The sequence below is a fragment of the Domibacillus sp. 8LH genome (assembly GCF_038806185.1).
Classification (GTDB): Bacteria; Bacillota; Bacilli; order Bacillales; family Domibacillaceae; genus Domibacillus; species Domibacillus indicus_A.
Genome location: NZ_JAVJNG010000106.1, coordinates 1 through 299, shown reverse-complemented (window position 1 = coordinate 299; position 299 = coordinate 1). Strand labels below are relative to the sequence as shown.

Annotated in this window: 1 pseudogene; it reads right to left on the bottom strand. The window is 37.1% G+C overall.

Features of this window, described 5'->3' with window-relative positions:
* Positions 1-299: pseudogene (locus tag RG959_RS24005) on the bottom strand (ABC transporter ATP-binding protein); the annotation flags it as partial.

Here is a 299-nt window from a genome sequence, read left to right as displayed (position 1 = left end):
GAATAATCATTCTTGGATGCTCTTGCTGATCTGCTAAAACTTCTTTATAAAAGATATTCCGTGATGGGGCATCCATACCAAGGTATACCTCATCAAAAATTGTGATAGGTGTTCTGCCCGTGAGACCAATGATGACATTGAGAGCGGACTGCATTCCTTTTGAAAAGTGTTTAACTGCTTTATCTTTGGGCAGTTTAAATTTTGCAACAAGCTCTTCTGCATAATCCATATCAAAATTAGGACGATAGTGCTGAACATCTTGAAGTAAGGACACTATTTTATCTGATTCGTCCTTATAA